General features: G+C 62.2%; 25 protein-coding genes, 2 pseudogenes and 1 riboswitch. Of the genes and pseudogenes, 17 read left to right on the top strand and 10 right to left on the bottom strand.

Annotation, left to right across the window (positions count from 1 at the left end; all coding sequences use genetic code 11):
• The first annotated feature begins 8 nt into the window (after window positions 1-8).
• The 6 genes from AC3RCM_RS12390 (at window position 9) to AC3RCM_RS12365 (ending at window position 6155) form a co-directional block, all read left to right on the top strand.
• Window positions 9-2240 carry an Ig-like domain-containing protein gene (locus tag AC3RCM_RS12390; protein WP_104887695.1) on the top strand — a complete coding sequence of 744 codons (2232 nt, stop codon included), beginning with the start codon at window positions 9-11 and terminating at the stop codon, window positions 2238-2240.
• A gap of 15 nt (window positions 2241-2255) precedes the next feature.
• The gene (locus AC3RCM_RS12385) at window positions 2256-2729 is read left to right on the top strand and encodes a curlin (protein ID WP_020191832.1); all 474 of its coding nucleotides are present in this window, start codon (window positions 2256-2258) and stop codon (window positions 2727-2729) included.
• Between the two features lie 16 nt (window positions 2730-2745).
• Window positions 2746-4191, top strand: coding sequence for a curlin (locus AC3RCM_RS12380; protein ID WP_457251521.1), 1446 nt, complete (start codon window positions 2746-2748; stop codon window positions 4189-4191).
• Between the two features lie 158 nt (window positions 4192-4349).
• Complete coding sequence (gene alkB, locus AC3RCM_RS12375) at window positions 4350-4997, top strand: DNA oxidative demethylase AlkB (RefSeq protein ID WP_129933626.1); 648 nt, start codon at window positions 4350-4352, stop codon at window positions 4995-4997.
• 169 nt (window positions 4998-5166) lie between these two features.
• Entirely contained in the window at window positions 5167-5454 is a 288-nt protein-coding gene (locus AC3RCM_RS12370) for a hypothetical protein (protein WP_003253801.1), read from the top strand.
• 86 nt (window positions 5455-5540) lie between these two features.
• Window positions 5541-6155, top strand: coding sequence for a Yip1 family protein (locus tag AC3RCM_RS12365; RefSeq protein ID WP_104887698.1), 615 nt, complete (start codon window positions 5541-5543; stop codon window positions 6153-6155).
• A gap of 20 nt (window positions 6156-6175) precedes the next feature.
• Here the strand turns inward: AC3RCM_RS12365 and AC3RCM_RS12360 are convergent, their stop codons facing one another.
• The 4 genes from AC3RCM_RS12360 to AC3RCM_RS12345 form a co-directional block, all read right to left on the bottom strand.
• Entirely contained in the window at window positions 6176-6436 is a 261-nt protein-coding gene (locus tag AC3RCM_RS12360) for a DUF1652 domain-containing protein (RefSeq protein WP_064491187.1), read from the bottom strand.
• Window positions 6437-6695: 259 nt separating this feature from the next.
• Window positions 6696-7583: a pirin family protein gene (locus tag AC3RCM_RS12355; RefSeq protein WP_457251518.1), complete on the bottom strand. Its 888-nt coding sequence runs from the start codon at window positions 7581-7583 to the stop codon at window positions 6696-6698.
• 96 nt (window positions 7584-7679) lie between these two features.
• The gene (locus AC3RCM_RS12350; protein ID WP_129933624.1) at window positions 7680-8552 is read right to left on the bottom strand and encodes an alpha/beta fold hydrolase; all 873 of its coding nucleotides are present in this window, start codon (window positions 8550-8552) and stop codon (window positions 7680-7682) included.
• Window positions 8553-8573: 21 nt separating this feature from the next.
• Window positions 8574-9203, bottom strand: coding sequence for a LysE family translocator (locus AC3RCM_RS12345; protein WP_012052198.1), 630 nt, complete (start codon window positions 9201-9203; stop codon window positions 8574-8576).
• 123 nt (window positions 9204-9326) lie between these two features.
• On the opposite strand from AC3RCM_RS12345, the gene AC3RCM_RS12340 reads away from it, so the two are divergent.
• The 8 genes from AC3RCM_RS12340 to AC3RCM_RS12305 all read left to right on the top strand — a co-directional run bounded on the left by AC3RCM_RS12340 (window position 9327) and on the right by AC3RCM_RS12305 (window position 16739).
• Window positions 9327-9806, top strand: coding sequence for a GNAT family N-acetyltransferase (locus AC3RCM_RS12340; protein WP_003253811.1), 480 nt, complete (start codon window positions 9327-9329; stop codon window positions 9804-9806).
• A 119-nt stretch (window positions 9807-9925) separates the two neighbouring features.
• A riboswitch (cobalamin riboswitch) is annotated at window positions 9926-10148 on the top strand.
• Between the two features lie 93 nt (window positions 10149-10241).
• Window positions 10242-10430: a CbtB domain-containing protein gene (locus AC3RCM_RS12335; RefSeq protein WP_014590842.1), complete on the top strand. Its 189-nt coding sequence runs from the start codon at window positions 10242-10244 to the stop codon at window positions 10428-10430.
• Between the two features lie 9 nt (window positions 10431-10439).
• Window positions 10440-11126 carry a CbtA family protein gene (locus AC3RCM_RS12330; protein WP_104887702.1) on the top strand — a complete coding sequence of 229 codons (687 nt, stop codon included), beginning with the start codon at window positions 10440-10442 and terminating at the stop codon, window positions 11124-11126.
• The gene (locus AC3RCM_RS12325) at window positions 11126-11512 is read left to right on the top strand and encodes a cobalamin biosynthesis protein (protein ID WP_104887703.1); all 387 of its coding nucleotides are present in this window, start codon (window positions 11126-11128) and stop codon (window positions 11510-11512) included. Before AC3RCM_RS12330 ends, AC3RCM_RS12325 begins: the two co-directional genes overlap by 1 nt.
• 34 nt (window positions 11513-11546) lie before the next feature.
• The gene (gene cobM, locus AC3RCM_RS12320) at window positions 11547-12299 is read left to right on the top strand and encodes a precorrin-4 C(11)-methyltransferase (protein WP_104887704.1); all 753 of its coding nucleotides are present in this window, start codon (window positions 11547-11549) and stop codon (window positions 12297-12299) included.
• A gap of 66 nt (window positions 12300-12365) precedes the next feature.
• Entirely contained in the window at window positions 12366-12608 is a 243-nt protein-coding gene (locus AC3RCM_RS12315) for a DUF1272 domain-containing protein (RefSeq protein WP_064491192.1), read from the top strand.
• A 221-nt stretch (window positions 12609-12829) separates the two neighbouring features.
• On the top strand, window positions 12830-13444 hold the full coding sequence (locus AC3RCM_RS12310; protein ID WP_003253824.1) for a response regulator transcription factor: 615 nt from the start codon (window positions 12830-12832) through the stop codon (window positions 13442-13444).
• 13 nt (window positions 13445-13457) lie between these two features.
• Window positions 13458-16739, top strand: coding sequence for a transporter substrate-binding domain-containing protein (locus AC3RCM_RS12305; RefSeq protein ID WP_457251512.1), 3282 nt, complete (start codon window positions 13458-13460; stop codon window positions 16737-16739).
• Here the strand turns inward: AC3RCM_RS12305 and AC3RCM_RS12300 are convergent.
• The 3 genes and pseudogenes from AC3RCM_RS12300 to gnuR all read right to left on the bottom strand — a co-directional run.
• Window positions 16705-17136 (bottom strand): annotated as a pseudogene (locus AC3RCM_RS12300) (methyl-accepting chemotaxis protein); the annotation flags it as partial. The gene AC3RCM_RS12305 and the pseudogene AC3RCM_RS12300 overlap by 35 nt on opposite strands.
• A 165-nt stretch (window positions 17137-17301) precedes the next feature.
• Window positions 17302-17919: pseudogene (locus AC3RCM_RS12295) on the bottom strand (PAS domain-containing protein); the annotation flags it as partial.
• A 339-nt stretch (window positions 17920-18258) separates the two neighbouring features.
• Complete coding sequence (gene gnuR, locus AC3RCM_RS12290) at window positions 18259-19278, bottom strand: transcriptional regulator GnuR (protein WP_003253830.1); 1020 nt, start codon at window positions 19276-19278, stop codon at window positions 18259-18261.
• 206 nt (window positions 19279-19484) lie between these two features.
• Here gnuR and AC3RCM_RS12285 point away from each other — a divergent pair, with 206 nt between their 5' ends.
• The 3 genes from AC3RCM_RS12285 (at window position 19485) to AC3RCM_RS12275 (ending at window position 21877) form a co-directional block, all read left to right on the top strand.
• On the top strand, window positions 19485-20024 hold the full coding sequence (locus AC3RCM_RS12285; RefSeq protein ID WP_010954284.1) for a gluconokinase: 540 nt from the start codon (window positions 19485-19487) through the stop codon (window positions 20022-20024).
• Window positions 20025-20135: 111 nt separating this feature from the next.
• Window positions 20136-21488, top strand: a complete 1353-nt coding sequence (locus AC3RCM_RS12280; RefSeq protein ID WP_060489439.1) for a GntP family permease — start codon at window positions 20136-20138, stop codon at window positions 21486-21488.
• A gap of 86 nt (window positions 21489-21574) precedes the next feature.
• Window positions 21575-21877: a hypothetical protein gene (locus AC3RCM_RS12275; RefSeq protein ID WP_064491195.1), complete on the top strand. Its 303-nt coding sequence runs from the start codon at window positions 21575-21577 to the stop codon at window positions 21875-21877.
• A gap of 14 nt (window positions 21878-21891) precedes the next feature.
• Here AC3RCM_RS12275 and AC3RCM_RS12270 read toward each other — a convergent pair whose 3' ends face one another.
• The 3 genes from AC3RCM_RS12270 to AC3RCM_RS12260 form a co-directional block, all read right to left on the bottom strand.
• A complete protein-coding gene (locus AC3RCM_RS12270) occupies window positions 21892-23319 on the bottom strand; it encodes a sigma-54-dependent transcriptional regulator (RefSeq protein WP_492629642.1) in 1428 nt (475 codons plus the stop codon).
• Window positions 23288-24781, bottom strand: a complete 1494-nt coding sequence (locus AC3RCM_RS12265; RefSeq protein ID WP_492629641.1) for a sensor histidine kinase — start codon at window positions 24779-24781, stop codon at window positions 23288-23290. Before AC3RCM_RS12265 ends, AC3RCM_RS12270 begins: the two co-directional genes overlap by 32 nt.
• 307 nt (window positions 24782-25088) lie before the next feature.
• Window positions 25089-26540 (bottom strand): sensor histidine kinase, encoded by a 1452-nt coding sequence (locus AC3RCM_RS12260; protein ID WP_265977472.1) that lies wholly within the window; start codon window positions 26538-26540, stop codon window positions 25089-25091.
• Between the last annotated feature and the right edge of the window lie 48 nt (window positions 26541-26588).

The following is a 26588-nucleotide window of genomic DNA, read 5'->3' as shown; positions in this document are numbered from 1 at the left end:
GAGGCAGCATGAACACTTGGTCGCGCCGTGCGCTGTTGGCCGCCGGTTTCTCTCTTACCGTTACCAGCGCCGCGTTCGCCGCGCTGTCTGATGTCGATCCGGGGCCCTACACCTTCGCCACAGGTGGCTATCCGATGTGGTACAAGGACAGCCTCGACCAATCCCTGGAGCTGTGCCAGTCGCGTGCCACCAGCACCCGTGCGCCAGGCGCACCCGGGGCGCCCGCCTACATGTGCACCTTGTTGCCCGAGCCCGGGGTCTATGACGATGCCCTGCCGCTGGTATTTCCAGATAACTGGCCACCCGAGATGTTCTGGTTCCTGGCCGAAACCTCGATACCACAAGTGGGTAACAGCGGATATGAACTGGAGGTCTACGTTGCCGGTATAGAGGCAGCCTTCGCTGCTGAAAACCCGGTAGACGGTGATCAGCAAAGTTTCGCCCGCATCCGTATCCGCGCATCGGTCCCACGCACCGGTACCTACACCATCACGCACCCTTACGGGGTGGAGACGGTCAACGTCACCACGGCAGGTCGTCGCGCGATCAACATCACCCGGGACATCGGTATCGGCGCTCCGGGCAACTTCCAGGGGGCGCTGGCGGGGGCGATCGGCCCTTGGCTGAAGGGGGTTGGCGGGCCATATACAGAGGTCAACCCTGACACGGGCACCACTGAAACCTTCATCGGCGACCCCAATATCACCGAAGCGGTCACGGGTAGCCCCTTCAATACCAACTTCGTGCGCATCGAAGGGCCCGCGGGCGCCATTCAGACCAACACTTTCACCGTGTCTGGCAAGGTGCTGGACCAGCGAGCACAAACCCCGGTCACCCTGGAGCGCGCCACCTATTCGCGCAACGGCAGCGGCACCCGCGTGGAAGTGTTCGCCAAGGCCCCGAGTGAGGCCAGCCTGTGCATGCGCAATGGCCTGGCACTGATCGGCACGCCGCCTTCGCCTTGTCAGTTCACCCTGACTTCGGACAACAACGGGTTGTTCTTCAGCCAGCAGTTCAACCAGTCGGTGCCGCCAGCGGTGGTGGTTGTCACCGCCAGCAACGCAGTCGGCGGCACCCAGCCGACTGCGCTCTCGAGCAAGCTCAGCGACGTGGTCAAAGTCAGCACCGCACGCTATGACTGGGCCAACAAACGTCTGTTGATCGAGGCCAGCTCCAGCGACGAAGTAACGGTCCCCGACCTGCTCGCCCAAGGCTACGGCCGCATGTCGAAATCGGGCACGCTGCAAAGCATCACGGTCAACGATTTGGCTCAACCGCCCGCCACCGTTACGGTCAAGTCTGCCCATGGCGGTAGTGATGTGGAGCCGGTGATCGTGGTCGGCAGCGCCCCGGTCGAGGCCGCCAACCAGCCACCGCTGGCCCAGGCCGATGTCGGCAGCACCAGTGTCGGTGTACCGATCACACTCAACCTGCTGCTGAACGACAGCGACCCGGATGGCGACGTGCCGCTGACCATCAGCGACCTGACCCAACCCGGGACCGGCCTTGGCGGCGTCGTGCTGAACGGCACCACCTCGGTTACCTACACACCGCCGACCGGGGCCACACAACCGCTGGTAGCCAACTTCAGCTACCGGGCGGTGGATGCCAAGGGCCTGAAGTCGGAACCGGCCACGGTCACCATCAACGTCGCACCTAACCAGGCACCGACTGCCAACCCGGAAACCGTTGCCACCTTGGGCGTGCCATTGACCATCAACGTGCTGGCCAACGACACCGATCCAGAAGGCAACGTACCGCTGAGTGTGGCCAACATCACCCAGCCGGCCGCCGGCCGTGGCACGGTCAGCACCGACGGCACAACCGTGACCTATACCCCACCGGCCACTGTAACCACAGCCTTCACCACCACCTTCACCTACCAGGCACGTGACTCGCTGGGGGGGCTGTCCACCCCAAGTACGGTCACCGTCAACGTGTCGCCTCGGCCTGCCGCAGAAACCTTCGCCGTCACGACAGCCACGGTCACGGCGCGCTCCAACAACCGTTACAACTGGGACATCAGTGGCACCTCGTCGGTGACCACCGGCAATACCGTAACCGTGCGGGTAACCACTACCACGGGCGTCCAGACCTTGGGGACGGCCACGGTAGCGCTGACCGGCCGCTGGCGCCTGGTGGTAAGCAATAGCACCACGATCATCCCGACTGCGGCACCGACGGCGACGATCACCACCAGCCAAGGCACCACGCGCACTGTCAACGTAGTCGTGCAGTAAAAGCCGGAGGCTTCGATGAAACGGCTGTACTCCCTGTTGCTCTGCCTGGCCCTGGCGGGCCAGGCCTGCTGGGCAGAGGACCTGATGGACAATGCCGACCTTGCACCCGGCAACGACCTCGGTGAACCAGTGATCATCCGCCTGCTGCCGGCCGGTGCCGGCCAGGCTGCGGTGATCGAGCAGCAAGGGTCAGGCAACCGCGCCGCCCTCGACCAGAACGGTCAGGCCCTGCTGGGCCGTATCGTCCAGTCCGGCGGTGCCCAGGAAGCGTACATCTTGCAGGAAGGCAGTGACCTGATGGCCATCATCAGCCAACAGGGAAATGGCAACAGTGCGTCGATTCGCCAGAGCGGCAGCAGCAACAACGCCGCCATCGAGCAGATCGGCAACGACAACAGCGCCAGCATCGTGCAGTCCGGCTCAGGGCTCAACAGCTCCGTGACCCAGGCTGGCAATGGCCAGCATGTTCAGATCACCCAATACCGATAGACCTGGAGGCACCACCATGTACAAGCTCGCTCCGTTAAGTGCCGCTATCGTCCTGGCCCTCGCAGGTCAGGCCATGGCTGCTGACAGCACCTCGTCCCAGACCCAGGACGGCAAGGAAAACATCGCCGAAGTCTCTCAGACCCAGGCATCCTTCGCCTCGGCCACCCAGAACCAGACTGGCAAGGGCCACAACCACCTCGCCGTGCAGACCGAAAGCACCAGCGATATTCAGCAGAGCGCCACCGGCCAGTACAACGCCGGCTACGCTGAGCAACTGTTCGAGAACGGCAGCCAGATCACCCAGCAAGCCGGAGGCAGCTACAACGATGCCTTCGCCAGCCAGTCGCTTGGGTCGAACAACGAATCGCTGCAAACCCAACAAGGCGTCGGCAATAAATCCACCGTGTGGCAGGACAGCCAGGAAGGCAGCAAAGCCACCAGCGGGCAATCCGGCCAGCGCAACGAGGCTTTCATCGAACAGACCTTCGGTGGCAGCAACAATCGCAGCACCGTCAACCAGACCGGCCAGGACAACTACGCCACCGCCGAGCACCTGAACCATATCGATGGCGATATCCAGGTCTATCAGGATGGCCACGACAACTGGGCCTATGGCGACCAGCGTGAAGGCACTGGCGGCACCATTGCCATTGGCCAGTACGGGGGCGGCAACTCCGTGGAAGTGTGGCAGGACACACAGATCGGCAGCCAGGCCTCCGTGGTCCAGACCGGCCAGTCGAACGAAGGCTATATCGACCAGAGCTTCGGCGTCAGCAACAAGGTCAGCCTGTCGCAGCAAGGCAATGCCAACGCCAGTTGGTCGGACCAGTTCGAGACCAACAACTCGACCACCACCATTACCCAGACCGGCAACAACAACCTGCATTTCACCTATCAGAACGGTGAAAACCTCAACCTGACCATCAACACCCAAGGCAATGGCAACAGCATCACCGCCAGTAACTGGAAAGGCGCCAAGATGGGTGGCCAGTTCGGCACCAACCAGAACGCCACCATCAACCAGGCTGGCAATGGCAACGGCGTCAATCTGACCCAGAAGGGCGCTGACCAGCTGGCCACGCTGACCCAGACGGGTAAAGGCAACCAGATGTCGACCAAGCAGGATGATGTCAGCAACGAGCTGTACTTCGAACAGAACGGCACTGACAACATTCTGATCGCCGACCAGCGTGGGACCGACAACTATGCCTACGGCAGCAGCCAGGGCACCGGCAACACCATCACGCTCGACCAGTCCGGCTATAGCAACCAGAGCTACACCAACCAACTCTACGGAAGCGGAAACGAAGCCACCATCAAACAGACTGACAGCATCAACGTCGCCTACGTGACCCAGGGAGGCCAAAGCAACAAGGCGTTCGTCGACCAGAGTGGTGTCGCCCAATCCGCCACCATCACCCAGCTGGGCAGCGCGAACCTGGCCACTGTGACCCAGCAGTAAACCGCTCCCCCTTGAACCGCGGTGCTCCTCTCCCTGGTGCCGCGGTTCCTTTTTCTGTCATCCCGTCCTCTGCCATCGTTCGATCCGGCCGGCGTGTGCAATCCCCTGACGTGTAGCTGTCGGGTACAATGGCAAACCGCTCGAAGATGTGCAGCCACATGATCCAGTCCGACCTCGACCTGTTCGGCCCCCAGCCGCAACGCCTGGCCAGCCACACCGTGCTGCTGCCCGGCTTCGCCCTGGCCGAAACCGAGGCGCTGCTCGATGCCCTGCGTCCGGTGCTGCGTGCTGCGCCGTTCCGGCACATGTACACCCCAGGAGGCCTGCGCATGGCAGTGGCCCTGACCAACTGCGGTACGCTGGGGTGGGTGAGTGATCAACATGGCTACCGATACAGCCCCAGCGACCCAGTCAGTGGCCAGCCCTGGCCCGCCCTGCCCCCGGTTCTGCTCGCCTTGGCCTCCCGCGCCGCAGCCATGGCCGGGTTTGACGGTTTTGTGCCGGATGCCTGCCTGGTCAACCATTACCTGCCGGGCACGCGCCTGAGCCTGCACCAGGACCGCGACGAGCAGGATTTCGGCCAGCCGATCGTGTCGGTGTCGCTGGGCTTACCGGCAGTGTTCCTGTTCGGCGGCCTGCAGCGTGCCGACAAGGCTCAGCGCATCGCGCTGAGCCACGGCGATGTGCTGGTGTGGGGTGGCGAAGACCGCTTGCGCTTTCACGGCGTGCTACCGATCAAGCCCGGTGTGCATCCGCGCCTGGGCGAACGGCGGATCAACCTGACCTTGCGCAAGGCGGGTGCCTGAACAGGGGCCGTCATCTGCCAGCCAGCGCAAAACAAGATGAACGCACATGAAACACATTGAACATCTTGGCCAGGCAAGCTTCGAATGATAAGCCGCCTTTCTTTTGTCTGGAGCCTGCCATGCCCAACCCGTCTGGTTCTTCGAGCCGTTATAACGGAGCCATGTACCGATGAAGATGCCTGGCCGCGCCCCCAATGCTTCGCTGCAACTCGATTACGTACGCGACACCCTGTTCGGCCCGGTGGCGCAACGAGTGGAATGCCAATGCCAGCTCGCCGCCCTCAACCTGCAAGGTCGCCCAGGGCTGCGCCTGCACGTTTGCCCCCCACTGCCTGACAAGATCGACCGTGCTCACAGTGTGGCCTTCGTCTGGGATGGGCGGAGTTATCACGGCGTGGTTCGCGAGAAGGGAAAATGCGGGGATGGTGGCCTGAACCTGCTGCTGGAACTGCAATAAGCCGATCAACGGCGGCCATCCAGGCTGAACTGGCTGAGAGCCGCGTGTCTCCATAGCAAAAGGGCTCTTGCCTACCGGAGAACGCTATGAACAGTCCGTTATTCAAGCTCTTCACCCACCCCGCCGACGCCTGGTTGGACATTCGCCGAGCCGAGGAAGACAACCCACAGCAATACCTGCCACGCCTGCTAGCCTTGGCGCTGATACCCGCCGTGTGCCTCTTCGTTGGCACTACCACCTTCGGCTGGAGCTTGGCGGCCGAGGAGCGGGTACGCCTTAGCATAGGCAGCGCCGCCCAATTGGCCGGCCTGCTGTATACCACCACTGTGATAGGTGTGATGCTGATGGGAGTGATGATCCGCTGGATGTCACGAGGGTTCAATACACAGCCCAGCCTGAACCAGTGTATCGGCTTTGCCGCCTATTGCGCCACGCCGTGGTTCTTTGCCGGAGTGGTTGGTCTGATGCCAATTCGTTGGCTCGCCTTTACCGCGCTAATGGCTGCCTCTGTGTATGCCAGCGTGTTGCTATATGGCGGGTTGCAGACTTTCATGCGGCTGAAGAAAGAGCAGGCGTTATTGTTTGCAACGTGCGTTTGGGGGGTAGGGTTGCTGCTGCTGGTGACCATCCTGGTGGCAATGATCCTGTTCTGGTTCAACGGCCTGATGCCGGAATACGTACGCCCGGCCAGCCTGGGCTGACCGGGGCACGACAGGCGCGCTCAGGCAATCGCCTTGAGTGGCGCCGGGTGGCTGTCACGCAACGCATGCAGCTGCTCCACCAGGTTGACCAGGTCACGACAACTGTTGAGGTCTTGCAGGGCGACCCCGCTGAGGGTCACGCCTTGGTCGAGATCCTGGCCCTGGCCCAGGCGGATGGTCAAGTGCGCGCCATCCGGGCAACTCACTTCACAGCGGTCTGGCAAGCAGGCCTGCTCGATCAGTTGCCGCATCTCTAGCATAGAAACGCCTATCAACGACATGGTACGACCCTCTCTGTGGGATGGCCTGTTGTATGGAAGTACGCCTTTGTCGGGCGGGGCGCCAATTGATATTGCGCATGCTCGGCCAGCTGACCATGCTCCCCGGCAATGAGCATGCGGGGAATCCTCTAGCACCTTAGTGGAAGATTCCCCGCGGCGGCCGAGTGTTCGAATGCATTAGCAGACTTAACGACGAGTGGTCTCGGTCAACTAGGCGTTGGCCAGGCCCCAGCCGGGAAAGGCCAACCAATTAACAGCATCAGTGTGCGGCGCCTCCCCTCTCGTCCTGCATCTGCCCAAACCGCCCGGCATGGAAATCATCGAACGACTCGGCAATCTCCGCCTGGCTGTTCATCACGAACGGGCCGTAGCCAACGATCGGCTCGTCGATCGGCTCACCGCTGAGCAGCAGCACACTTGCGCCGTCCAGCGCCTCGACGGCTACATCTACACCCTCCCGGTCGAGCAGCACCAGGCTGGACGGGCCTGCTTCGCGCTCGCCGTCGATTCGGACGTTACCGCGCAACACCACCAGCGCCGCATTGCGACCGGCAGCAACCGGCAACTGCAAGGCCGCGCCGGCGTTGAGCCGCAAATCCCACACGTCCATCGCGGTGAAGGTTCGAGCCGGACCCTGGTGGCCGTGGTAGTCACCGGCAATCACCCGCAAGCTCCCGGCATCACCGTCGAGCGCTACCACCGGAATGTCGCCGGCCAGCAGCGTCTGGTAGCCGGCCGCTGCACGTTTGTCCCGCGCCGGCAGGTTCACCCACAGCTGGACCATTTCCAGCGTGCCGCCACTGCGTGCAAAGTCGGGGGAATGAAACTCCTCATGAATGATGCCGTTGGCCGCCGTCATCCACTGCACGTCACCTGGACCGATCAAGCCGCCAGCACCGGTGGAATCACGGTGCTCCAGTTCACCTTGGTAGACAATGGTCACGGTCTCGAAGCCGCGATGCGGATGCTGGCCTACGCCGCGTCGTGCTCGGGTCGGGGTGAAATCATGCGGACCGGCGTAGTCCAGCAGCAGGAACGGGCTGATCCGGCTGGCCAGGTTGTCGTAGGTGAACAGGCTGCGCACCGGGAAACCATCACCCACCCAATGGGCGTGGGGGCTGCGGTGAATACCCAGAATCGTTTTCATGAGAAGGCTCCTCTCTTGGCTGAGATAACCTTATCAATGATGCCAATCACGCGGTAGCTGGCTAAAATGGCATGCATCGTCCCACGTGCGGAACAGTCAACCTTGCAAGAAATCGAGCACCTGCTCGGCCGCCATGGCCGGGTCTTCCTGCATGAAACAGTGCCCACCGGGAACTTGCCGTGCGGTCACATTGCGGTTCAGCAGCGCCAGGCGATTCACCGAGTGTGGCACGAAGGGATAGGTGTCTTCGCCATACAACACCCGTGTCGGTGTCGTGATTGCGGCCAGACTGGCCCACATGCGTTTAGGGAATGAGCTGAAGATCTCCACTTCACGGCTGGGCCGGCACTTGAGCACCACGGCCTCGCCACAATCACCGATGGCATGCTCGACATAGGCCTGCAGTGCCGCATGGGTCCAGCCTTTGAAGATGCCGCGCCCTTCCAGCGAGGCCAACGCCGACTCGCGATCGGGCCAGTGGCTGCGGCGGCTGGCGGCCTTGCGGGCAAGGGCATGACGCTGATGCAGGCCGACCAGGGCTGCCGCCCCCATCACACCGATCATGCGTCGGCTGAACAGTACCGGGTCGAGCAGCACGGCACGTGCGAACAGTTGCGGCTCACTGCCCAGGATCAGCCCCGTAAGCACGCCACCAAAGCTGTGCCCTGCGGCAAACCGCTGTACGTCGCCATACTCGCCACGTCCGCCCTGAAAGGCCTCCGCCGCCAGGGCAGCGGTGCGGTTCCAGCCGCGAAACACCCCACCATGATCACTGTCCCCATGACCCTGAACGTCGCAAAGCCACAGGTCGAAATGCTCGCCCAAGCGCATCAGCAACGGTTGGTAGGCCAGGCAACAGAAGCCGTTGCCATGCAGAAAGTGCAGCAGTGGTTTGCCACTGGCCGGAGTTCGCCAGCCACGCAGGGTGAAACCTTCGGCGCATTCGTGGGACCAGGGAATCAACTGCATCGGCTTACTGTACTCTCGGGGTCAGGAAAACGCTGATTCTACAAATAGCAGCGGGTACAGGGAAATCACCAGCAACAGGGCCATCACGACATTGAACAGCATCAGCCAGCGCGAATTCTGCAACAGGTTGCGCAGGGCGCTGCCGAACATCACCCATACCCCCACGCTGGGCAAGTTGACCAAAGCGAACAAGGCCGCAATGACGATCACGTTGGTTACATAGCCTTGCGCTGGCGTGTAGGTGGTAATCGCCCCTACCGCCATCACCCAAGCCTTGGGGTTGACCCACTGGAACGCCGCCGCACCCCAGAAGCCCAGCGGTTTGCGGGCACTGGACGCGGCCGTGCCGACCGGCCCGGAAGTGGCGATCTTCCAGGCCAGGTACAGCAGATAGGCGGCGCCAGCGTAGCGCAGCACCGTGTACAGGGGTGGCCAGGCCTTGAATACCTCACCCAGCCCCAGGCCGACGGCCAGCACCATCATCATGAAACCAAAACTGATACCCAAGGCATGAGGGACCGAGCGGCGCACGCCGAAGTTCACCCCCGAGGCCAGCAACATGGTGTTGTTGGGGCCCGGGGTGATGGAAGACACAAAGGCAAACAGCACAAAGGCGGTCAGCAGGTCGGCAGAGGCAAGCATGGCGGGCATTCCACTTTCTTTATTGGTGCTGTCACACTAACGGAGCGCCACTCCCAGCAACCGATACAGTTCGATTAAATTACGCAGATACACATCACTGTACCGACAATCCGGATCAAGGAAGCCGTCACCATGAGCCTCACCATTCGCCCTGCCGTTCGTACCGATGCCGAGCAGATCCTCACCTTCATCACCGAACTGGCCGAGTACGAACGCGCGCGCCACGAGGTGGTCGCCACCCTTGCCGACATCGAGCACAGCCTGTTCGACGAAGGCAGCACTGTGCACACCCTGATGTGCGAGCGTGATGGCCGTGCAATTGGCTTTGCCGTGTACTTCTACAGCTACTCGACCTGGCTCGGGCGCAATGGCATCTATCTGGAAGACCTGTACGTAACCCCCGAGCAACGCGGCGATGGCGCCGGCCGGCAGTTGTTGCAGCACATTGCCCGCGAAGCGCTGGCGAACAACTGTGGGCGTCTGGAATGGAGTGTGCTGGACTGGAACGAGCCAGCGATCGGCTTCTACCAGAAACTGGGGGCCGAGGCGCAGGATGAGTGGGTGCGCTACCGCCTGGATGGCGACAAGCTGGCGGCATTCGCCCGCGGGTGATCGCCCGGTTTCTGCACTTCTGCCTGCAGGAAGAAGACTGCAGGCCTGAGCCTGCCGTACCTGCTGTTCAACGGCCTCGCGCGCTGTATGACATTGACGCCAAGCCCGCCCCATGCTCTCCTTATGCCTCGCGTTCAGGTGCCCCTCAGGGGGTGAAACGGGAAACCGGTGCGTCCCAGGCCCTTCAGCAGGGCCGGACAATGCCGGTGCTGCCCCCGCAACGGTAAGCGAGTGAAGCGTCTGTACCACTGTGCCTCGTAGTACGGCATGGGAAGGTGACGCGTTCCAGGAGCCCAGCTCTTCCTCGCAAGCCCGGAGACCGGCCTGGCGTTCATGAACACCCCGCGGTGGGCGGGCGCTGTTGCATTCCCTTGGGCGACCACGTCCGGGGCTGCCGCGCTCGCCCATTGCCCACAAAAAGCAGAGGATCGCGTCATGCCCGTCACCAGCGCCAAACAACACAGCCTTGCTACCCCCGTTACGCTCAGCCAACGTGTAACCATCGCCGTCGGTGCCAGCTTGCTGGGTCTGTGCCTGGTCTACTTTGCCGGGTTCTCGCACATCGAGGCCGTGCACAACGCCGCCCACGACACCCGCCACAGCGCCGCCTTCCCCTGCCACTGAGTACGCCTGATGATCACGCGCATTGCCCGTACTGCGGGATTCAGCGGGCTCCTTGCAGCCCTGTTGCTGACCTTGCTGCAAAGCTTCTGGGTGGCTCCGCTGATTCTGGAGGCGGAAACCTACGAGTCCTCGGCCCCGGCCGCACACCACGAACACGGTGGCGAAGTTGCCGCTCATGAACACAGCGCCGAAGCCTGGTCGCCGGAAGACGGCTGGCAGCGCGTGCTGTCCACCACAGGCGGCAACCTGGTGGTTGCGGTCGGCTTCGCCCTGATCCTCGCCGCCCTGTACAGCCTTCGCGAACCCAAACGCGCCGCCACTGGCGCATTGTGGGGGTTGGCTGGCTTCGCCGTGTTCTGCCTGGCCCCAACCCTGGGCTTGCCACCAGAACTGCCGGGTACGGCGGCCGCCGACCTGGGGCAACGCCAGACCTGGTGGGTCGGTACAGCCAGTGCCACAGCGCTGGGCCTGGCCTTGCTGGTGTTCGCCCGCCACTGGTTGCTGAAGGCGCTGGGCGCCGTGCTGCTGGTCATTCCTCATGTGATCGGTGCACCGCAACCCGAGGTGCACGAAAGCCTGGCCCCTGAAGCATTGGAAACCCAGTTCAAAGTCGCCTCCTGGCTGACCAACGCCGCCTTCTGGCTGGCCTTGGGGCTGCTCAGCGCCTGGCTGTTCCGCCGTTCCAGCCAGGCTTGATGCCTGCCTTCTATGCCGGTTTTGGCTGCCGCCGGGGTTGCCCGGCGGATACCTTGCAACGCTTGCTGTGCCAGGCCCTGGACAAACAGGGCCTGGCATTGGCTGACCTGCGCGGCATCGCAAGCATCAGCCTGAAGGCCGACGAGCCCGGCTTGTTGCAACTGGCAGAGCACCTCGGTTTGCCGTTGGTGCTGTACCATGGCGCGCAACTGCAACCCTATGAACCACTGCTCAGCCACCGCTCCGCCTTTGCCCACAGGCACAGTGGCTGCTGGGGCGTAGCCGAGAGCGCGGCACTGGCCCTGGCCAGCCAGCGGCAGGGTACGGCCAGGCTGCTGCTGACGCGCCAGGTACTGGGCCCGGCGACGCTCGCCCTGGCCTGCTGAGCGTTTCGCCCCCTCTTTCTTGCCAGGACTTTGCATGACCATCTACTTTATCGGTGCCGGCCCCGGCGACCCGGAGCTGATCACGGTCAAGGGCCAACGGCTGATTCGTCAGTGCCCGGTGATCATTTATGCCGGTTCACTGGTACCCGCCGCCGTGCTCGAAGGCCACCAGGCCGAAACCGTGATCAACAGCGCCGAACTGCACCTGGAACAGATCATCGCTGCCATGCGCAGCGCACACGAAAAAGGTCAGGATGTGGCCCGGGTGCACAGCGGCGACCCCAGCCTGTACGGCGCCATCGGTGAGCAGATTCGCCACCTGCAGGCGCTGGGCATCGATTACCAGATCATCCCCGGCGTTACCGCCACGGCAGCGAGCGCCGCCCTGCTCGGCTGCGAGCTGACCTTGCCTCAAGTGGCGCAGACGGTGATCCTTACTCGCTACGGCGACAGCTCGCCCATGCCGCCGGGTGAACAGTTGGGCGACCTGGCGCGCCATGGCAGCACCCTGGCAATTCATCTGGGGGTCAAGCACCTGTCACGCATTGTCGATGAGTTGATGCCGCACTACGGCGCGAACTGCCCGGTTGCGGTGGTGCATCGGGCCACCTGGCCAGACCAGGATTGGGTGCGCGGCAACCTCGGCGATATCGTCGAACGCGTAGCGGCCAAGGATTTCCGGCGCACGGCGCTGATCCTGGTAGGCCACGTCCTGGGGGATACACCGTTCGCCGAATCGGCCTTGTACCGTGCCGGGCATGCCCACCTGTACCGCCCTGGCGACTGAACATTGCCAGCCTTGCCTCGGGCGTAGCAGACTCCGGGTTCCCGCCTGCGAACAGGAGTCATGCCCATGCTGGAACTACGCCCCAACTGCGAGTGCTGTGATGCCGACCTGCCGGGTGACAGCCCCGACGTTATGATCTGCTCCTTCGAATGCACGTTCTGCCGTGCCTGTGCCGAAACTCGCTTCCAAGGCCGCTGCCCGAATTGTACCGGGCAGTTGGTAGCCCGCCCGACGCGGGTCGGTCAGGCATTGGCCAACAACCCTGCCTCCACGCTGCGGATACACAAACCGCACGCCGCCTGCGTCTGAACAACTGCAAAGCACCGGCATCACCGCTGTTTCAGGGTGATGTCTTTCCTGTTTCTTGTAGGACTTTTCAACAATAAGCACTGGGGATTTCAACACTTCTATACTCGGCATTACCAAACCTCGGGAATGGTCGTATCGTGCAGCGCTTCCGATAACCCCACTTGCAGACGTATTCCTGAGTGTTCCAGGAAGCGGACCACATCCCTACAGGAGTTTTCCTCATGACAACCGTGCTGATCGTCGACGACCACCCTATTGTCCGGCTGTCGTTGCGCCTACTGCTCGAGCGCGAGCGCTTCCATGTCATCGGCGAGGTCGGCAATGGCAGTGAAGTGGCTCAGGTAGCCCGCGAACTGCGCCCGGACGTAGTCATTCTCGACATCGGCCTGCCTGGCCTGGACGGCATGGAAGTCATCAAGCGATTGCAGAGCCTGGAGCCGGTACCGAAGATCATGGTGCTGACCGGCCAGGCCACCGATCTGTATGTGCGTCGCTGCCTGGATGCCGGAATAGGCGCCTTCGTCACCAAGGAAGAGGACCACGAGGCCCTGCTGTTCGCCCTCAAGGCCCTGACCAAGGGTTATTCGACCTTTCCGCAAATGTCGGTCAACAGCAACTCGCTGGAGAGCGAGCCAGTGCGCCTGGCCAGTCTCTCCAACCGAGAAATGGAAGTGCTGCGGCGCCTTGCGCGCGGTGAGAACAACAAGAACATCGGCACGTGCATGAACCTCAGCGCCAAGACCATCAGCACCTACCGGGGCCGTATCATGGAAAAGCTCAAGACCGAGTCGCTGGTGGAAATGGTCGACCTGGCCAAGCGCAACAGCGTCTATTGAGCGCTCGGCTGCCATGAAACAGTTGCTGGCGAGCGTCCTTCTGGCTATCGGTCTGGCCAACTCCCCGGAACTGCAGGCCAGCAGTGAACCACGCCATCTGCTGGCGCGCTCGATCAGTGCCGCTGCCCCACTGACGTTATCCGGCGATGATCGCCACTGGCTGAAACAACGCGAACGCCTGGTAATGGGCAGTGCGCGCCCCGATTACCCCCCGTTCGAAATCAACGTCAGCCAGCATGACTATGAGGGACTGAGCGCAGACTACGCCGGCATCATCGGCGAACAGCTGGATATCCCCATTGAAGTACGTCGTTTTGACAGCCGTCACGAGGCCATCACCGCCCTGCGTGATGGCCGTATCGACTTGTTGGGTAGCTCCAACGCCTTCGAGGCGGCGGACGCCCAGCTAAGCCTCAGCACCCCCTATGCCGACGACCTGCCAGTGATCGTCACCCGTGAAGGGCGCAGCTTGAAAAGCTCGCCCGAGCTCGCCGGCCTGCGCCTGGCGATGGTCGATCACTACCTGCCGGCCGTCAGCGTTCGCACACTGTACCCCAAGGCGCAACTGAGCCTGTACCGCTCGACCCTGGCCGGGCTCGCTGCCGTGGCGCTGGGCGAGGCAGACGCCTATCTGGGCGATGCCATCAGCACTGACTACATGATCGGCAAAAGCTTTCAGGGCACGTTGAAAATCGACCATTTCTCTCAGTTGGCCCCAGAGGCTTTTGCCTTCGCCATCGCCAGCGACAACCCGCGCCTGCATCGGCTGGTGGACAAGGCGCTGTCACGCATTAGCGAAAGTGAACGCCTGAACATTCTGCGCCGCTGGAGCAGTGGTAACACCAGCCTGCTGCTGCAGCGCCACCTCACTGCCTTGAGCGAAGAAGAAGAAGCCTGGATCACCGCCCACCCCACTATCAGCGTACTGGTCAATACCTCGCTGGCACCTTTGACGTTCAACGATGCCCAGCACCGCCCTAGCGGTATCACCCTGGACCTGCTCAAGCAGATCTCGCTGCGCACGGGGCTGCAGTTCACACCCGTCGAGAGTGCTTCATCGCAGGCCATGATCGACCGCCTGGTGCGGGGCGAGGCACAGATGATCGGGGCGCTGGGCTATGGTGCCGACCGCTTGAAGCAACTGCGCTACACCCGCCCCTACCTGGTCAGCCCGCGCGTGCTTGTTACCCGCAACGACGGTGAATCACCTGCACAGGCCAAGGCCCTGGATGGCAAGCGCATCGCCTTGGTGCGCGGCTCACCGCAGCAGGCCGTTTTGCAACAGCGGTACCCGCAGGCCGAGATAGTCGAAGTTGACAACCCACTGGGCCAGATGGAGGCCGTGGCCAACGGTGTTGCCGACGCTGCCCTGAGCAGCCATATCAATGCTGCCTATTACATCAGCCATGTGTTCAAGGACCGTTTGCGCATCGCCAACATGCTCGACGACGCCCCGGCCATTGCCGCCTTTGCCGTAGCCGCCGACCAGCCCCAATTGCAGGCCATTCTCGACAAGGCGCTGCTAAGCATTCCACCTGAAGAACTGGACCAGTTGATCAACCGCTGGCGCACCAGCACTCTGGTGAGCGACAGCCCCTGGCGCGACTACCGCACCCTGGCTTTGCAGGTGCTGGTGCTGTCGGCCCTGCTGCTGGCCGGGGTGGTGTTCTGGAACAGTTACCTGCGCAAGCTGATCAACCAGCGCACCGAGGCACAGCACGCGCTTCAGGCACAGCTCGCGCTGAGCCGTGGGCTGCTGGAACAGTTACGCCAGGCCAAGGACGATGCCGAACAGGCCAGCCAGACCAAAAGCACCTTCCTGGCCACCATGAGCCATGAGATCCGCACCCCGATGAATGCCGTGATCGGTCTGCTGGAACTGGCCCTGGAAGATAGCCGCAGCGGCCGCAGCGACGCCCAGACCTTGCAGACCGCCCATGATTCGGCCATTGGCCTGCTTGAGCTGATTGGCGATATTCTCGACATTTCCCGCATCGAATCCGGGCACATCAGCCTGCAGCCAGTACCCACCAATCTGGTCGAACTGGTGCGCGCCACGCTGCGGGTGTTCGAAGGCAATGCCCGGGCCAAAGGGTTGCATCTACACGGCGAGCTGCCTGCAGAGCCGGTATGGGTGCTGGCTGATCCACTGCGACTCAAGCAAATTCTGTCCAACCTGATCAGCAACGCCATCAAGTTCACCGACCGTGGTGAAGTGCAGGCATGCCTGCTGCTGCCCAAAGTTGCCGGCCACGGCATTCTGGCTATCGAGCTGAATGTGCGCGACACCGGCATCGGCATCAGCCCCGCCGACCAGGCCAGGCTGTTCAGTGCCTTCGTTCAGGTCGATGGCCCAAGGGCACGTCAAGGGGCAGGCCTGGGGTTGGTCATCAGCCGTACCCTGGCCGAACTGATGGGCGGCGCACTGAGCCTTCAGAGCGTCGAGGGCGTTGGCACCCGGGTACAAGTCAGCCTGCGGTTACCCGTCTGCGAAGCACCGGCACAAGCGGACCCGCAACTCACCACACATGAAAGTAACAGCGGCCCGCTCAATATCTTGGTGGTCGACGACTACCCGGCCAACCTGCTTTTGCTGGAACGGCAACTGCAAACCCTGGGGCACCATGTGACACTGGCGGAGAATGGCAAGATCGCCCTTGCACGCTGGCAGGAAGCGCGCTTCGACCTGGTGATCACCGATTGCAGCATGCCGGTCATGGACGGACATGAGCTCACCCGGCGCATTCGCAGCCTGGAGGGCGAGCGCGGCCTGCCAGCAGGCCGTATTCTTGGCGTGACCGCCAATGCCCAGGCCGAGGAGCGTACTCGCTGCCTGGCCAGCGGCATGGACGAATGCCTGTTCAAGCCGATTGGTCTGCGCACGCTCAAGACCCACCTGCCCCAGGTGCGCCCTCAGCAGCTGTCGCCGGAGCCTTTCCATAGTGGGTTCGACCTGGCCGAACTGCGTCACCTGACCCAGGACGACGAACAGTTGACGCGGCATTTGCTGGAGCAATTGTCGATAAGCGTCGGTGAAGACCTGGCCGCCCTGCGTGCCTTGGCAACAGACGCCCCTGATGAAACCGTGCGCGCCCTTGCCCACCGCATCAAGGGTGGCGCCAAAATGATCAGGGTGCGCACTGTGGTCAAAGACTGTGAAGCTATCGAACACGCCCACGCAAAAGGGCTGCCGACCGTCGAACAACGCGCGCAACTGCAACTCAGCCTGCAGGCACTGCTTGACGAGATGCGCGAGGCGCTCAATGCAATTGCAGCGTCGAGGTTATCTGGCTGATGGCATCCACGACGTGCCGTGAGCCTTGCTGGATTTCCATGATCACCGTCCCCGCCTCATTGGCCAGCGCCACGCCGTGACCGGTGCGGTTGAGGCTCGATTGCATGCTGGCCACTGCCAATAGCGACAGGTCGTGGTTCTGCCGCACCACATCGACGATTTCCAGGGTGGCCTTGCTGGTTCGCGCGGCCAGGTTGCGCACCTCATCGGCCACCACGGCAAAGCCGCGCCCGTGCTCGCCGGCACGCGCTGCCTCGATGGCTGCATTAAGGGCCAACAGGTTGGTCTGGTCGGCGATGCTCCGAATGGTCAGCACAATCTGCCCGATCACATCCGACTGCCTGTTTACCGCGTCGATGCTGCGCGCAGCGTCGTTAAGCTCCTGGGAAATCTGCTCGATTACCTGCACCGCCTGCTGCACCACTTCGGTACCCTTGCGCGCGCAGGCATCGGTCTGCACCGAGCTGGCATGGGCGGCATGGGCGGCGCTGTGCTGGGTGCAGACCTGATGGGTGATGTCGCTGGCAAACTTGACCACTTTGCACAGGCGGCCCTTGCTGTCGAAGATCGGGTTGTAGGAGGCCTCCAGAAAAACGGTCTGGCCCTGCTTGTTGACGCGTTCGAAGCGGTGCGAGTGGTATTCGCCACGGTTCAGCGAAGCCCAGAACTCTCGGTACTGGGCCGATTCGCGTTCATGCGCCAGGCAGAACAGCCCGTGGTGGCGGCCAACCACTTCATCGAGGCGGTAGCCCATGGTGTCGAGAAAATTCTGGTTGGCCTTGATAACCCGGCCTTGGGGGGTGAACTCGATCACCGCCATGGAGCGACTGATGGCCTTGAGCAGGCTTTCGCTCTCGTGCTCCAGCACCACCCGCTGGGTGATGTCCGACGCCACCTTGATTACGCTGGTGACTTGCCGGTGCTGGTCCAGCACGGGCATGTAGCTGGCTTCCAGCCAGACCTCGCGCCCCGCCTTGTCGATACGCTCGAACGTACCGCTGATAGCCTTGCCCTGCCCCAACTCGCGCCACAGTTGCTGGTACTCGGCGCTTTTTGCATAGTCCGGCTCACAGAACAGCCGGTGGTGCTTGCCACGCAGCTCGTCGGCGCTGTAGCCCATGGCCTGGCAGAAGCGCTCGTTGGCGTCGAGAATAGTACCGTCAGGGGCGAACTCGATCATCGCCATGGAACGGCCGATAGCGGCCAGTTTGGCTTGCGCATCGGCCAACGCCTGGCGGGTGCGCTGGATTTCTGCCAAATCAGACTTGCGATGGAAATCGAACATGACGCGGGGCTCCCTATGCGCGGTTTTCTGAGCATAGATCGCCGTTGGCAAGTCGTGGCATCTACAGCGCCTGTCTTGAACCAGCGCGCCCCCCGTAGGAGCGGGTTCACCCGCGAACACCGGCACAGCCGGTGCCATGCCCCCGTCGCCCGCTTCGCAGGTAAACCCGCTACACAATTGTTTCGGGCCAATCATTCCTGTGGGAGTCGCGCGAGAAGGCCTTGGCGGGCACTCTCAGGTGCTCTCCCGCACCATCAGCTCAAAGCCCAGATCCTGCTGCGCATTCGTCACCCGCTTGCCATCCAGCAACGCCAGCAGCGCCTGTGCTGCACCCCGACCCACCGCAGCCCGTGGTGTGCGAATGGAGGTCAGCCGCGGCACCATATGCGCCGACGCAGGCAAATCGTTGAAACCGACCATCGCCACCTGGCGTGGCACCTCCACCCCTTGACGCAAGGCCTGCAGCACGGCGCCCTGGGCCAGGTCGTCGTTACAGAAGAAGATGCCGTCGACATCCGGCGCCTGCTGCATCAGTTGACTGAACAGCACACTGCCCAGGGCAATCGACGATGGCTCCGGGGCCAACACCTCCAGCTCGGCGGCCTGCAAACCAGCCTCTGCCAAAGCCTGACGGAAACCCTCGGCACGCTGCATCACCCTCGGGTCCAGTTGCGCGGCAATGAATGCAAGGCGCTTGCGCCCGCGCTCGATCAGGTGCCGTGCAGCAGCACGCCCGGCCTGATGCTGCGAGAAGCCGACCGACAAAGCCCCTGGCTCGCCATTGAGTTCCATCATGTGCACACACGGCACGCCGCTGGCAGCCAGCATCTGCCGGGCAGCATCGCTACGCTCGAAGCCGGTCAGCAAAATGCCGCAGGGCTGATAGGCCAGGTAATTGCGGATCAGGTTCTCTTCTTCGGCAAGGTCGTAGTGATAGTTGCCGATCAGCACCTCTAGCCCACGAGGGCGCATGACCTCGTGAATGGCCTCCAAGGTATCGATGAACAGTTGGTTGGACAACGAAGGGATCAACACCACCACCGACTGGCTGCGTGCCGAGGCCAGCGCCCGGGCGGCCGGGTTGGCCACATAGCCTAGGTTCGCTGCTGCGGCGATGACCTTTTCCACCAGGTCAGGCGCAACGGTGCTGACCCCACGCAAGGCGCGCGAAGCGGTAATCGGGGAAACCCCGGAAAGCCTGGCAACTTCGGCCAGGGTGGGACGACCTGTAGTTCGGGAGCCGGTGCGGGACATGAATGTTGTAATTTTACTACTTGCAAGGAGAGGGAACGGCCACTAAGGTAGCGCTGTCTCAGGATGCAGGCAATGTAATCTTTGGTAGCAGCCACCACGCGCTCGCCACCAGGCGTCCATACTGCGTAAGGACAAGACCAATAACACCGGGGAGGTGGCTGTTCGTCATCGGCGAGACAGCGCTATCTCACCCGCAGGAGGTACTGATGAATTCTCCCCTGTCCGCCATTGTGGTGATGGGCGTGGCCGGTTGTGGCAAAAGCTGCATCGGCGCCGCCATCGCTGCCAGAAGCGGCGGCCGCCTGATCGAAGGCGACGCTTTCCACCCTGCCGAAAACATCCGCAAGATGAGCGCTGGCATCCCGCTGGACGACAGCGACCGTGCCGGCTGGCTGGTCCGCCTTGGTGAAGAGTTGCAAGCCACCACCCAGGCCGGTGAACGCCCGATCCTGACCTGCTCGGCACTCAAGCGCCGCTACCGCGACACCCTGCGCGATGCCATGCCTGGGCTGGTGTTCGTGTTCCTCGAACTGTCGCCTGCCGAGGCCGAAAAACGCGTGCTGGCTCGCCCAGGGCACTTCATGCCGGCCAGCCTCATCGACAGCCAGTTCGCGGCCCTGGAATCGCCACGCGGCGAGCCATTGACGCTTGCACTGGACGCCACCCAACCGATCGAAGCACTGGCCGAAGCGGTGGACCACTGGTTAAAGCACTGCGGTGAGCCGGGCCTGGCGCAAACCGCCTGACCTCGGCGGCTTTTCCGCCTCACCAAAGACAGCGCTACCCCACCCCGTAAACGCGGCAAAGACTCCAAAAAGCTACGCCCAAAACAACGATAAGACCGAGGCCTTCAAACCATGTTCGGACTGGCTACTGATACCTTCCTGCTGCTCGACGCGCTGGTTACCATCGTCGGGCTGATCCTGCTGATCACCCACTTCAAGGTTCACCCCTTCGTCGCCCTCACCCTCGCGGCCGGCTTCCTGGGCCTGACTTCCGGCATGCCGGTGGCCAAGGTCATGAAATCGTTCCAGGACGGTTTTGGCGGCGTACTCGGCTTCGTCGGTATCGTGCTCGCCCTGGGCACCATGCTCGGCAAGCTGATGGCCGACTCCGGTGGTGCCGACCAGATCGCGCAAACCCTTATCCGCGCCTTCGGCAAGAAGAACGTGCATTGGGCGATGATGTTCGCCGCCTTCCTGGTGGGCATCCCGCTGTTCTTCGAAATCGGCTTTGTGCTGCTGATTCCCCTGGTGTTCATCGTCGCCCGGCGCTCGGGCGTATCGTTGGTGAAAATCGGCATTCCGCTGCTGGCCGGCCTGTCGGTGGTGCACGGGCTGGTGCCACCACACCCGGGCCCCTTGCTGGCGATCGGCATTTTCCACGCTGACATTGGCAAGACCATCTTCTACGGCCTGATCGTCGCACTGCCCACCGCGATCATCGCCGGCCCTCTGTTCGGTAACTTCATTTCCCGCTACATCCCGGGCAACCCGTCCCAGGAGCTGATGGACCAGATCGCCAAGGACTCCGATCAGGGCAACCTGCCAAGCTTCAGCATCACCCTGATCACCGTACTGCTGCCGGTCGCGTTGATGCTGCTTAAAACGTTCGCCGATGTGGTGCTGCCTGCCGAGCACATCGTGCGCCAGTGGATGGACCTGATCGGTCACCCGATCACCGCCCTGCTCGCCGCCCTGTTACTGGCCTTCTACACCTTCGGTTCGGCCCGCGGCTTCAACCGCCAGCAGATCATGAAGATGCTCGACCAGAGCCTGGCACCGACTGCCGCCATCGTGCTGATCGTCGGCGCTGGCGGTGGCTTCAAGCAAATGCTGGTGGATACCGGCGTAGGCAACGTGATCGGGCAGATGGCTGTGCAGGCAGAAATTTCGCCGATCATGCTGGCATGGCTGGTGGCGGCGGTGATCCGCATCGCGACCGGCTCCGCCACGGTCGCCACCATCACCGGCGCGGGTATCGTGGCACCGGTGATCGACCTGGTGCCGGGGGTGAACCGTGAGCTGTTGGTACTGGCCACCGGTGCCGGCTCGCTGATCCTGTCGCATGTGAACGATGCCGGTTTCTGGCTGGTGAAGCAGTACTTCAACATGACCGTGGCAGAAACCTTCAAGACCTGGAGCATGATGGAGACGATCCTGTCCATCGTCGGCATCATTTTCATCATGTTGTTGTCGCTGGTGGTGTGACCGTTGATCGGGGTAATGGCACCTTGACGGTTCGGGTAAGGCCAAAGGGAAGTATGAGCCTTACCCTTACAGCAAAGGAGCCTGCCATGTCCCGCTCGATCGTCCTGTCGATTGCCCTGCTCGCCTCGCCGCTGGCCTTTGCTGTCGGCACCGGTCCGACCTACCCCGACGACCCACACAATACGGCGCCACAGCCAGGCGTGGACAGCACCCTCAACCCGATCGAGAAGCCTTTGCCGCGGGCCACCGACCCGCGCATACAGGGCAACGAACCGCAAAGCCCGCCAGCCAAGCAGAATGACAACCGCGATCTGCCGGGGATGGAGGGCAGTGGGTCGGAAGGTACCGGCCGGCAAGGAGAAGGCAGCTCAGGCACAGGTAACCCCTGACGACACGGCCTGTACTACCACTGACGCTTGTCAGGCCGGGTCAGCCCCAGCTTTTCGATCCGGTAACGCAGCATATCCCGCGACAACCCAAGCATCCGCGCCGACTTGGTCACGTTCCAATCGGTGCGGTCCAGGGTCTTGCAAACAAGATCACGCTCCATGTCAGGCAGGCTTGTACCCGGTTCTGGCTCGTGCCGCGGCATTTCGAACATGGTCGCCATCGGCTGTTGCGCCAACGGCTCGTCAACCAAGGTCATGCACAGGTTCAACTGATGCGCTTGCACCACCTCGTTCGGCGCCAGCAACACCGTCTGCTCCAGCATGTTGCGCAATTCACGCACATTGCCAGGCCAGCTATAACCGAGCAGCAGGCTTTCGGCCTCGGCCGAAAAGCGCAGGTTCGGCTTGCCATAGCGCCGGCTATGGTGGGCAAGGAAATGCCGCGCCAGTAGCAGAATGTCCTGCCCACGCGAATACAGGCGCGGCACCTTCAGGGCGATAATGCGAAGGCGGAAGAACAGGTCACGCCTGAATTTGCCCTGCTGCACCATTTGCTCCAGATTACAGTTGGTGGCGCTGATCACCCGCAGATCCACCTTGCGTTCCTTCACGGCACCAATCCGGCGGATGCTGCGGTCTTCCAGCAACTTGAGCAGCTTGGCCTGCAGCACCAGGTCCATTTCGCCGATCTCGTCAAGGAACAAGGTACCACCATCGGCAGCCTCTACCAGGCCTACCCGGCGCTCCTTGGCATCGGTGAACGCGCCCTTCTCGTGGCCAAACAGTTCGGCCTCAAGCAGGTTGGCAGGGATCGAAGCGCAATTGAACTCGATGAAAGGCCCTTTACTGCGCGAACCATCGAAATGCAGGGCACGGGCCACCAGTTCCTTGCCAGTACCGGTCTCGCCTTCGATCAGCACCGGTGGCAGGTCGTCACTGGCCATGCGCCGCTCGGCATCGAGTACCTGGCGCAGGGTGTGCTTGAGGGTGAGCATCACCGGCGACTCGCCGATCAAAGCCTGCAACCCGGACTTCTGCGCCTCGCGCTCCTGGTAGAACGACAGCGTGCGCTCCATGCGCTCGGTAGCCAGGGCCTTGTCCAGGGTCAGCTTGAGCTCGGCCAGTACCACCGGCTTGGTCAGGTAATGAAAGGCGCCCTCCTTCATCGCCTGCACGGCATCTTCGACATTGCCGTAGCCGGTCATCATGATCACTTTCAGGTCCGGCACCTGGGCCACCAGCGTGCGCAGCAGGTCGTGCCCGCTCATGCCTGGCAACGAGTTGTCGGTCAGCACCGCGTCAGGTTGCGCCCGCTTGATCTGCTCCAACGCCAGCTCCGCGCTGTGGCACACGATGACTTCGTAGCCCTTGAGGCTGAGGTAGGTGCGAATGTTGTCGGCAAGGATTTCATCATCCTCGACGACCAGGATGCTGTGCTCCATGTTCCCCTCCCGCTGCAATATTGAATGTAAGGCTGACGCGGGTTCCTTCCTCTTCGCGGCTGCTCAGGCTGACCGAGCCGCCAAAACGTTCCATGATGCGTTTGACCAGGGCCAGGCCTACACCGAGGCCACCCTGCTTGGTCGTGAAGAACGGTTTGAACACCATCCGTTCCTGCTGCTGGCTCATGCCTTTGCCGGTGTCGGTCAGCACGAACTCGGCACGCACGCCTTCTTGCACATTGACCTGGGCATTGAGCATCCCGCCAGCGGGCATGGCCTCCAGGGCGTTGGAAAACAGGCTGTTGAGAATCTGCGTGAGCTGCAGCGGCTGGCTGACCACCCATTGCACGTCAGGCCCTTCGAAATGGAAGCGCACGCCGTTGCGTTCGATCTGCTGGGCAAAGGCCAGGTGGGTGTCCTCGATGGCCGCCACCAGGTCCACGGCCTCGGGTTCGTCACTGGCCGGGCGCAACGACACCAGCAGGTCGCGCACCCAGCGCGACATTCGGTCGACCTGGCTGATGATGTCAGTGATGTTCTTCTGCGCAGCAGCGTTGGCGGTTTCCTGGGCAAGTTCGGCGCTGGAGCGTATGTTGGCCAGCGGGTTACGCATGCTGTGAGCCACTGCCGACGACATTTCACCCAGCGCCACGTAGGTTTCACTTGCCACCAGCCTGTCCTGCTGCAGGTGCAGCATATGTGCCGCCCGGCGCACGATCCAGAACAGGCCGAAGTAGATCAACGCCCCACCCACAAGTGTCGAGGCCCAGATCAGCACATAGCCGCGCTGGATGCGCCGGATGAGGTCTTGCGGCTCCTTGTAGATTTCCACCATGGCCAGTACCTGCTCACCCTGGCTGTCGAACAGCGGGATGTAGTTCTCGATGAACAGGTAGCGTGGTGCGCGCTGAAACTTCTGCTCCTCACGATCATCAGCAACCTTGTGATAGCTGGCCGACACCGCCTTGCGCGAGCGGAAGGCGCGCTCAAGATCGCCATCAGCCTCTATCCGCTTGCCAATCAGCTCCACGTTGGTGGACCAGACAATGGTGCGGTCGCGGGCATAGACATTGGCCAGCAAGGTGTCCGGCAGGTGCTCGACATGATCGAGGAACTCGATCCGGGTCGATTCGGCCAGGGCCGGGGTGACCTGCAAGTGCTGCAGGTCCAGCCGCGGGTCCAGCAACTCGCCCATGGTGGTGCCAGGCGGCAATTGCGAATGCCGCACTTCGGCCTGGGCCATTGCCTGAATGAACTGCGCGGTAAGCATGGCATCGCGCTCCACGCTGTCGCGCACCACGAAGCGCGTCGAAACGTAACCCAGCCCACCTGCCACCGAGGTAATGATCAACAGGCTGATCACCGAAAACCAGCGCAGCAGGTTGAATTCACGCAAGGGTACGGCCCGTCCGCTGGCGGTCGCATTGGCCTTGTCGGGCGCTTCGTCTTCCAGCATCTGCATCGCGTGGTTCCCGCGCAGGGCGTACGTTCAGAACTGCATCAAGGCCAATGGCAGCAGCCACTGGGTAGCAATCCACCTGGGCAGTCGCAGCTGCCATTTGTCGCGTGTCGCGCTTCACAAACTTCGCTGCAAAAACTTGGCCAGCAGCAACATGACAAAATAAAAACTTTAATTTTCAGTAGTTTGCCAGGACTTATTAAGATCGATTAGAGGATCAATCCCCACATTTGGGTGATTATCACCCACAAAACATAAATCCTTTTTATATCAACATCTTACTGAACCATATTGATGTCATTTGACGAATTCAGGCCAGTCGGAAACTTAACGAAACCCTTGTGCCATGGCCTTCGCTGCTGCTGAGCCGGACCGTACCGCCGAAACGTTCCATGATGCGTTTCACCAGCACCAGCCCCACCCCCAGCCCACCCTGTTTGGTGGTGAAAAACGGCCGAAAAGCCATACGCTGCTGCTCTTCGTTCATGCCCTTGCCATTGTCGGCCAGGCGCAAAGTCAGGCTGCGCCGGTTGTGACGTACCACCTCGATACGCAACCGCCCGCCCTGCTCCATCGACTCCAAGGCATTGGCAATCAGGCTACTGAATACCTGGCGCAGCAATACCGGGTGCCCCAACACCTGCACGGCCGGTAACGGTTGCAGGTCCAGGCTTACCCCGCTGCGCGCCAGCGGCACAGCGTAGGTCTGCAGGCTTTCCTGCAACGCCTGCGGCAAGTCCACCGCCAATACCTCGTCGTTCAGCGGGCGCAGTGACTGCAGCATCTGGCGGATCCACTGCGACATGCGATCGACCTGGCTGATGATATCGTTGACCTGGCGTTGCGCCGGGCCTTCGTCGAACGCCAGGGCCAGTTCCGCACTTGAGCGGATACTGGCCAGCGGGTTGCGCAAGCTATGGGCCACCGCCGAAGACACCTCACCCAGTGCCACGTAGGTTTCGCTGCTGATCAGGCGTTTCTGCTGTACCGCCAGCAGCCGTGCGGCGCGGTGCATGATGCCGTAAAGGCCGACATAGACCAGTGCAGCGCCGACCGTGATGGCCAACCAGATCAGGATCAGGCCACGCTCGATGCGTGCGATCAGGTCGTGGGGCTCCTTGTAAATCTCGACCATCGCTGTGACCCGATCGCCATCGGCATCGAACAGCGGAATGTAGTTCTCGATGAACAACTGCTTGGGCGGGGTGATGAACTTCTGCTCGGCGCGGGCCTGTTCGAAATTGTGGTAGCTGGCCGAGACCCGCATCTTGTACTCGAAAGCCCGACTCAGGTCTTCGTCGCCTTCGATCAGCTTGCCGACCAGTGCCGGGTTGGTGGACCAGATCACTGTATGGTCCAAAGCATAAATATTGGCCAGCAGCATATCGGGCAGGTGAGCGATATGGTCAAGGAACTCGCCGCGGGCCTTGCGCCGGGCTTGCGGGTCGACGTCGGGCAAGTTATTGCGGTCGGTGCGCGGATCGAGCAGTTCGCCCATGGTCCGCACATTGGGGATCGACACATGGCGCACTTCGGCATCGGCAATGGAGGTGATGAACTGTGCGGTGAGTAACGCATCACGCTCGACGCTCTCGTCGATGATGAAGCGGCTGGAAATCAGCCCCAGCCCGGCAGCCACCGAGAGAATGATGGCCAGACTGACCCAGGCATACCAGCGCAGCAGGTTGAATGGCTTGCGCGGGGCGGCCAGCTCGCTACCGGCTGGCACGTCAAGAGTGACGGAACGAGGGGCGGCGTCCATAACGGACTCCTCAGCTGGGCACCTTCAGAAGGTTATAGCCCAGACTTG

This window comes from Pseudomonas sp. GW823-FHT05G12, from assembly GCF_058795575.1.
This window is presented reverse-complemented; position numbering and strand designations above follow the sequence as displayed.

Coding starts and splice junctions, on each gene's coding strand:
- AC3RCM_RS12390 (WP_104887695.1), top strand. CDS start 9: ATGAACACTTGGTCGCGCCGTGCGCTGTTGGCCGCCGGTTTCTCTCTT.
- AC3RCM_RS12385 (WP_020191832.1), top strand. CDS start 2,256: ATGAAACGGCTGTACTCCCTGTTGCTCTGCCTGGCCCTGGCGGGCCAG.
- AC3RCM_RS12380 (WP_457251521.1), top strand. CDS start 2,746: ATGTACAAGCTCGCTCCGTTAAGTGCCGCTATCGTCCTGGCCCTCGCA.
- alkB (WP_129933626.1), top strand. CDS start 4,350: ATGATCCAGTCCGACCTCGACCTGTTCGGCCCCCAGCCGCAACGCCTG.
- AC3RCM_RS12370 (WP_003253801.1), top strand. CDS start 5,167: ATGAAGATGCCTGGCCGCGCCCCCAATGCTTCGCTGCAACTCGATTAC.
- AC3RCM_RS12365 (WP_104887698.1), top strand. CDS start 5,541: ATGAACAGTCCGTTATTCAAGCTCTTCACCCACCCCGCCGACGCCTGG.
- AC3RCM_RS12360 (WP_064491187.1), bottom strand. CDS start 6,436: ATGTCGTTGATAGGCGTTTCTATGCTAGAGATGCGGCAACTGATCGAG.
- AC3RCM_RS12355 (WP_457251518.1), bottom strand. CDS start 7,583: ATGAAAACGATTCTGGGTATTCACCGCAGCCCCCACGCCCATTGGGTG.
- AC3RCM_RS12350 (WP_129933624.1), bottom strand. CDS start 8,552: ATGCAGTTGATTCCCTGGTCCCACGAATGCGCCGAAGGTTTCACCCTG.
- AC3RCM_RS12345 (WP_012052198.1), bottom strand. CDS start 9,203: ATGCCCGCCATGCTTGCCTCTGCCGACCTGCTGACCGCCTTTGTGCTG.
- AC3RCM_RS12340 (WP_003253811.1), top strand. CDS start 9,327: ATGAGCCTCACCATTCGCCCTGCCGTTCGTACCGATGCCGAGCAGATC.
- AC3RCM_RS12335 (WP_014590842.1), top strand. CDS start 10,242: ATGCCCGTCACCAGCGCCAAACAACACAGCCTTGCTACCCCCGTTACG.
- AC3RCM_RS12330 (WP_104887702.1), top strand. CDS start 10,440: ATGATCACGCGCATTGCCCGTACTGCGGGATTCAGCGGGCTCCTTGCA.
- AC3RCM_RS12325 (WP_104887703.1), top strand. CDS start 11,126: ATGCCTGCCTTCTATGCCGGTTTTGGCTGCCGCCGGGGTTGCCCGGCG.
- cobM (WP_104887704.1), top strand. CDS start 11,547: ATGACCATCTACTTTATCGGTGCCGGCCCCGGCGACCCGGAGCTGATC.
- AC3RCM_RS12315 (WP_064491192.1), top strand. CDS start 12,366: ATGCTGGAACTACGCCCCAACTGCGAGTGCTGTGATGCCGACCTGCCG.
- AC3RCM_RS12310 (WP_003253824.1), top strand. CDS start 12,830: ATGACAACCGTGCTGATCGTCGACGACCACCCTATTGTCCGGCTGTCG.
- AC3RCM_RS12305 (WP_457251512.1), top strand. CDS start 13,458: ATGAAACAGTTGCTGGCGAGCGTCCTTCTGGCTATCGGTCTGGCCAAC.
- gnuR (WP_003253830.1), bottom strand. CDS start 19,278: ATGTCCCGCACCGGCTCCCGAACTACAGGTCGTCCCACCCTGGCCGAA.
- AC3RCM_RS12285 (WP_010954284.1), top strand. CDS start 19,485: ATGAATTCTCCCCTGTCCGCCATTGTGGTGATGGGCGTGGCCGGTTGT.
- AC3RCM_RS12280 (WP_060489439.1), top strand. CDS start 20,136: ATGTTCGGACTGGCTACTGATACCTTCCTGCTGCTCGACGCGCTGGTT.
- AC3RCM_RS12275 (WP_064491195.1), top strand. CDS start 21,575: ATGTCCCGCTCGATCGTCCTGTCGATTGCCCTGCTCGCCTCGCCGCTG.
- AC3RCM_RS12270 (WP_492629642.1), bottom strand. CDS start 23,319: ATGGAGCACAGCATCCTGGTCGTCGAGGATGATGAAATCCTTGCCGAC.
- AC3RCM_RS12265 (WP_492629641.1), bottom strand. CDS start 24,781: ATGCAGATGCTGGAAGACGAAGCGCCCGACAAGGCCAATGCGACCGCC.
- AC3RCM_RS12260 (WP_265977472.1), bottom strand. CDS start 26,540: ATGGACGCCGCCCCTCGTTCCGTCACTCTTGACGTGCCAGCCGGTAGC.